Source organism: Chryseobacterium pennae (assembly GCF_003385515.1).
GTDB classification, from domain to species: domain Bacteria; phylum Bacteroidota; class Bacteroidia; order Flavobacteriales; family Weeksellaceae; genus Chryseobacterium; species Chryseobacterium pennae.
The window spans coordinates 118107-124881 of sequence record NZ_QNVT01000018.1; the positions used below are offsets into that span (position 1 = coordinate 118107).

7 protein-coding genes are annotated in these 6775 nt (G+C 35.4%); all 7 read right to left on the reverse strand.

Features of this window, described 5'->3' with window-relative positions:
* Nucleotides 1–48: 48 nt before the first annotated feature.
* Nucleotides 49–1773, reverse strand: coding sequence for a M14 family metallopeptidase (locus tag DRF65_RS17840; protein ID WP_115972100.1), 1725 nt, complete (start codon nt 1771–1773; stop codon nt 49–51).
* 180 nt (nt 1774–1953) lie between these two features.
* Nucleotides 1954–2685, reverse strand: coding sequence for a metallophosphoesterase family protein (locus DRF65_RS17845; RefSeq protein WP_115972101.1), 732 nt, complete (start codon nt 2683–2685; stop codon nt 1954–1956).
* A gap of 77 nt (nt 2686–2762) precedes the next feature.
* A complete protein-coding gene (locus tag DRF65_RS17850) occupies nt 2763–3305 on the reverse strand; it encodes an RNA 2'-phosphotransferase (RefSeq protein ID WP_115972102.1) in 543 nt (180 codons plus the stop codon).
* Nucleotides 3302–4399, reverse strand: coding sequence for a hypothetical protein (locus tag DRF65_RS17855; RefSeq protein ID WP_115972103.1), 1098 nt, complete (start codon nt 4397–4399; stop codon nt 3302–3304). The genes DRF65_RS17850 and DRF65_RS17855 overlap by 4 nt, the downstream gene beginning before the upstream one ends.
* A 132-nt stretch (nt 4400–4531) precedes the next feature.
* Entirely contained in the window at nt 4532–5011 is a 480-nt protein-coding gene (locus DRF65_RS17860; RefSeq protein ID WP_115972104.1) for a hypothetical protein, read from the reverse strand.
* A 4-nt stretch (nt 5012–5015) separates the two neighbouring features.
* Nucleotides 5016–5954: an ADP-ribosylglycohydrolase family protein gene (locus tag DRF65_RS17865; protein WP_115972105.1), complete on the reverse strand. Its 939-nt coding sequence runs from the start codon at nt 5952–5954 to the stop codon at nt 5016–5018.
* Complete coding sequence (locus DRF65_RS17870) at nt 5954–6640, reverse strand: Sir2 family NAD-dependent protein deacetylase (protein WP_115972106.1); 687 nt, start codon at nt 6638–6640, stop codon at nt 5954–5956. Before DRF65_RS17870 ends, DRF65_RS17865 begins: the two co-directional genes overlap by 1 nt.
* Nucleotides 6641–6775: the final 135 nt, after the last annotated feature.

Consider the following 6775-nt stretch of genomic DNA (forward strand, 5'->3'; position numbering starts at 1 on the left):
CGTTTCAATGAAACGTCTTTTTTATTTTAATAGCTCATTTTCAATAACTTACAAAACCCTATACACTGGATACTGTCTAAAGGTTTTCTCTTCAAAATAAGGAGAATTTCTATACACCCAATCCAATAGAGCATCTCCATCTTCCGAAAGTTTTCTGTCTGATCTTTTAGCTATTTCAAAAGCTTCTTTCAGTTTCTCATCTTTTTTCAGTAATTCTGCAGCGGTATCTTCAAAAATATAGGCTGAATAATATTCTTTCTGAGCCAGGATACCATCAAAAAAGTTCCAGTTAAAGAATGAGTCTAAGGCTTCAGGCTCAAGGGTTTCTATCATATATTTAACCCCAGACTGATTGGTGGAAACAATATAATCTCCAGCTGTAAACTTCTGATCTTTTTTAGAAGCATCTACTGTAGTTTCAAAATGCAGATAGTGCCCTTCATATGGGTTCTTTACAGTTTTAAAGTCTTTGATCTTATAGGATTCTACGGCAATGGTACTGTCTTTCAGAATCGGCTTCATCTGAATTCCGTTTCTTTTAAATTCTTCAATAACTCTGTACTGCGATTGTGGGATTACATAGTATTTAGGAATTGTGATATACCCTGTAGGAACGGCGGTGGTAAAAAGCTTTATATTCTTTATAAAAGGTTTGTTTCTGTCATAATACAGCCTTGGTTTTCCCGAGATTTCACTTGGCTTATATTTCCCTTCATAGCCTTTAAAATCCATGGTTGTATACTTGGTCGAGTCTATTTTCCAGCGAATTCCGTATTGCTTGCCTGCCTGATATTGCTTAAGATTTTCTATACGAAGCTGCTTTATTTTCTGATAATCTTTATCAAGGTTCTGCAAATTCACCAACATATATTTGTAGGTTGCATCTACTCTTTTATCATAAGGCTTCAGCATATGGGTTTCGGGAACGGTTCCTAAAGAATTGAACAAAGTGGTGTATCCTGTAGAATATCTTGGGGAATCTTCGAACGAAGCGAAACCAACCTCCGGAATATTCCCATGAATGTTGACATAAGGAGTGCTTTCATATCCTAATTTCTTCATATCATCAAGGTTTTTAGCCTGATAATCATTGTAAAAATAAGCTCCTAATGTATTTCCCAGACGTTCTTTAAAAGTCGAGATATAAGTAAATGTATATTGATAATCTGCTCCGTTACTGACATGATTATCAATGAAAACATCGGGTTTCAGCCATTGATAGATTTCCTGGAAGCTTCTTGCATTTTTAGAATCTGCTTTGATAAAATCTCTGTTCAGATCATAATTCCTAGCATTTCCTCTGAAACCATACTGTTCCGGACCGTTCTGATTGGCTCTGGAATGGGAACCTCTATTCAGCATTCCGCTGATATTATAGGCTGAGATCGCAGCAATGATAAAGTTTTGTGGAGTTTTAATTTTTTGAGTTGCCAGATCTCTCATCAGCATCATCGTGGCATCAATTCCGTCCGGTTCTCCAGGGTGAATTCCGTTGTTGACAAAGAGAATGGCTTTATCTTTTCTCAGTTTTTCAGGATCTTTTTCAGGAAAAGGATTGTAAACGACCACATAAATGGGTTTTCCGTTGTCATCTTCTCCTTTTTTAAGATACTGAATGGTATTAAAATTTTTGGCCAGATCCTGATAATAGGTATTCATTTCATCGTAAGTAACGGTTTGATTTCCATTCCCTTTTTCAAAAGGGGTATGAAATGTTTTTTGTCCAAAAACCAGGGAAGAACATGCAACAAGCAGGAGGTATTTCAGTTTCATTGATATATTATTTTCCGGATTTAAAATTAGGTAATATCACTGGGGCTGAAAAGAAAAATGGTAAAAATACACTATCGGAATATGATTTAATAAAAATAAAAAAACCTTACAGGTTTTGGAAACCTATAAGGTTAGATTGTAGGCATATATACTGCTCATCTCTATTATTTATTATTTAATCTATCCGTTCCGTCCTTTTTCATGAGGGTAAAGGGAAGGAAGCGGATCACTTTGCCAGAATTCGTTTGTATCAATATCCATGATGGATAGGGCTCCGGTAAAGGCAGCTCCGGTATCCATATTCCAGATATTGCCTTTATTTGTAGGAACTCTGCTTCCGATATATAAGGTTGGAGTATGTCCAATAAATATTTCTTTGTACAGGAGCAGCCTTTTAGGGTATAGTAATGAATTCTTTTCCAGTTTTTTATCCATTGCCACTGCAGTTTCCCACAGGGTTCTGTCCCATCGGTAATTGCTGGAATAGACTTCTTTTTCAGGGCCATGCATGGAAGAATATCCGGCATGAATGAATAATCTGTTCTGATCATCTACATAATAATGCTTCATACGCTGGAAAAATTCAAGGTGAAGATCCAACTCTTCTGAAGAATAATCGGTATAGCTGTCTACGGTACTTTTTCCTCCATTAGCAAGCCATATTCCTGGTCCCTGCTCAAAAGCCAGCCAGTCTTCACACCATACATCATGATTTCCTTTGATAAAAATACATTTCTGTTTTTCGGAAAGTTCTATTAAAAATTTTATGATCTGAGAAGATTCGCTCCAGCCATCTACATAATCTCCAAGAAAGATCAGTAGATCATCCGGAGTAACCTCAGCGCGTTCAAGCACCTGTTGTAATGCTCTGAATCCGCCGTGAATGTCTCCTATTACTAATGTTCTGCTCATGGTTTAGTTTCGTTGGTGAAAAGATAAACCATTATCTTTAAATAATGGCTCTTTTGGTTCAACCCCTGTTGATTTTATTACTTTGAAATATATTTCGGATCTATAAACTCTGTAAGCCATACTCCGTTGGCAGATTGGTAGAAAGAAACTCCTTCTTCATACATTTTTCCGGTTCTGATTGTCAGAATTAAAGGTTTCCCGTGTCTCATTCCCACCTTTGTAGCCGTCTCTTTATCAGCGCTTAAGTGTACATGCTGACGGGTTCTTTTCTCAATTCCATTTTCTAAAATGGATGAAATATTGGCTTCGGCGGTTCCGTGATATAAAAATTCAGGCGGCTGTATAGCTTCCAAGGCTAAATTGATGTCGATAGAATGTCCCTGACTGGCTCTGATTTTTGTTTTATCATCATTAAAGGCAAATCTTTTTTTATTATTGGTTTCTACCACCTCATCTAATTCTTCGAAAGAAAAATGCACTCTTTTTTTAGCTGATTTTACTCTCAGCTCTTCTACATCTGCCCAGCCGTTTTCATCCAGCTTTAATCCGATACTTTCGGGTTGATGCCTCAAAATGAGGCTTAAAAACTTACTTATTCTTTTTGTTTCTATTTCGTTCATTGTTTGTTTTTTAATTTTTTAATAAGTCTGCTAACCGTAAAATAATCCTGTTTCATTTGATTATAAACAGAAAGCTCATCTCCTGATAATCCTTCCAGTATTTTTTTCTGCTCATACATACAATGCTCAAAATCTTCATCACTTACACAGAGATCCATTTGATCTTCAAGTTCCAAATATTCACTGATGATGGCTTCATCAAGATTATACGAAAGCAGTTTCTCCTTTATATAATTAGACCATGCCAGACCTTCATTATATTTTTCTTTGCGCAATACTTCAATTTTCTTTTTGCTTTCATCCGTTATGTTATAATGATTAAGTCTTCTCCATAATGAATCTTCAATAAGCCCCTCTCCAAACTCTCCTCTGTCCAGAATATATCCCGGATCATAAGTGTTCAGATACTTCAGGAAATTTTCATTTTTATTGGGGTAAATAAATACATTTCGTAGATACATTCCCATTCCAAAAAGAACTGTCAAATCATTAAGCTTTGAAGCTAATGATTCATTCCTGATACCACGGATTGTATTTTCACTCAATTCTTCGTGAATCAAAAAATCAACAGCTTCTTCTACTGTGTTTATTTTTAAGGTCTTCTCTTCAAGGTATTTTGCACGAGCTTTCTCTTCTTCAATCAATTTTTCAGACTCTTCTCCTATAGGAACTGATGGTTTGTAAACCTTTCGAAAAGAATCATAAGATACAATCTCTCTACTGTTTGTTTCCAAATATTTCTTTAACCTCCATGCAAAAAATCTTTTTTCTTCTTCCAAAATCCCAAGGGCCTCTTTCTCAACTTCCTCAGTACGGCCAAAGAAATCAACAGTTTTTATTTTATCAACCATTAAAGTATTGAAGAGTGGTATTTGATTAGTTTCTATCATCAACTCTCCGTCCTTCAATATTTTAAAATTACTGATTGTATTTTCTTCGATCTCGCATTTGATAAGAAACATTCCGTGATCCGGGATATGATCAGGTATAGAACTGGTATAAAAATGCAAAGGAATATCGGAAACAAATTCTTTAAAAAAAATTCTTCCTATTTCCAGTAATTCTTTTTCTGAAATAAATTTATATAGAGTCATCAAGGGTCTTAATTTTGTTAAAATTTATAATATTCGGGAATTAAATATACTGGTATTATATCACCTGTATTGTTTCACCTACATATTCTTTAAAACTAAATTCTGCTATTCCGTTCATTGGTTTTGGTTTAATTAAGCATTATAAAATTCCGGGGAAAAAGTGACTGCAAACCCTGTTTTTTTATTGATCTCCTCTGCATATTGATCATAATAATAAATCTCTGGTGATATTGAAAGCATTACAAATGATTTTTCGTACAAATAAACCCACAAACAAGCTTCAGCGGGTCCCCTTCCTTTAAGTACATTTTGAATTTCAATTCTACTGATCTTATTCAAAGGAATTAATAAAGTTCTCTTTTGATCTGTAAAACCCAACAGACTATTTTGATTATCCATCCAGAGTAAAGACTGATCCTTTAAAATATTCAATACCTCATCTGGTGTCTGAAATAAATAGTCCGGTGAATAATGAACACGGCAATTTCCTAATTTTACCACTTTATTGATTTCTATTCTTCCTTTATATTGCTGCAAAGGGGTGTTCAGAAAGATATCCTCAGGATCATATTTGGAAAACATGTTGGCAAGGGCTTTTAGGAAAGATTTCATTCGCTTATAGGTATTTATGGTTTAGCTTTTCACATAATTTTTCAATATCATCTTTTTTCACCAGTTCGTTAACCCATTCCTGAGGAATATTTTCAAATCCATAATAGATTCCTGCCAACCCTCCTGTAATGGCTCCGGTTGTATCTGTATCTTCACCCAGATTAACGGCTTTCAATACTGCTTCAGAATAGCTTTCTGAGTTTAGAAAGCACCATAAAGACGCTTCCAGACTATGCAGCACATAGCCGCTTCCTCTTATTTCATCTTCGGGATACCCTGAAATATCATTTTTTAAAATCTTTTGAAAAAGTTCAATTTCATTTAAGCTAAACCATTGTTTTTCTGCATATTCCAGAACCAAATTTTGTATATGTGTATATGCTTCCGTTTTATTTTTTTCTTTAATTAATTGAATCGCAAAAATCACATAGATAAAACAGGCAAAAACAGATCGGAAATGCCCATGAGTGATTGTGGAGACTTCTTTTACCGTTTGATAAATCTTTTCAATATTTTCTTCATTCTCTAAATAAAAAGCTAAGGGAAGAATTCTCATCAAAGATCCGTTTCCATTATCTTCTTCAAAAATATTTCCTGAAAACCGGGCGCTTTCTCCTTTAATTAGCCTTGTAATAGCTTCTCTTGTAGTTCCTCCTATATCGAAAAGTCTTCCGTGGGCAGTCCAGTGACCATATTTCACCCATTTCACAAAGCTTTGCCCTATCTTTTCCAGGTTATAGCCCTTTGTAAGTTCTTCTGCCAGACATAATGTTAATGAACTATCATCACTCCAGGTCCCCTTGGGTTGGTTATGCGAGCCAAATTCCTGCATTTCTGTAACAGGAAACTGTTTCAAATATTCTCTGTTTTTAAACTCAACCGGAACTCCTAAGGCATCACCGATGCATACACCCATAATTCCTGCCTTTACTTTATTTTCCATCAGGCAAGGTTTACCAGCTTATCAAATAACAGTTTCATTCCCTGTGTCGCTGTTTCTTTCATCACCACCGCTCTCTGCCCATAGCCAAAGCCTGTTTCATTAGGGTTGATAACAATTAAAAGACAGTCATCTTTGATATCATGGATCAGTCCAGCTGCAGGATATACCTGTAGAGAGGTTCCGATTACCAATAAAATATCTGAGTCTTTTACTATTTCTCTAGCATCCTGATATAAAGGAACATCTTCCCCAAACCAAACAATAAATGGTCTTAATTGCCCCCCATCTTCTGCTTTATCTCCTATCTTGATGTCTTCTTTCTGCTCATAGATCAGCTTTTTATTATTGCATGAGCAAGATTTAAACAATTCACCATGGATATGAAGAATTTTTGTGGAACCGGCTCTTTCATGCAGATCATCAATATTTTGGGTAATGATCTGAACATCAAAATATTTTTCCAGTTCTGCCACTAGTTTGTGGGCTTCGTTAGCTTCCACTTCATGAAGTTGACGTCTTCTCTGGTTATAGAATTCCAACACCAAAGCTCTGTCTTTTTTCCATCCTTCCAGACTGGCCACATCGGTTACACTATGATTTTCCCAAAGGCCGTCTCCATCTCTGAAGGTTTGTATTCCGCTTTCTGCACTGATTCCTGCTCCGCTTAATATGGTTAGTTTTTTCATTGTTTTTTAATTTTGTTTCGTACACTGAGTTTTTTCTGCCACGAATGCCTTTAGATTTGTAAAAGGATTTAGTAATAAATTAGATAATAATTAAATACTGAAGAACCAGAGAAAATAAAGTGAACTAAACGAATG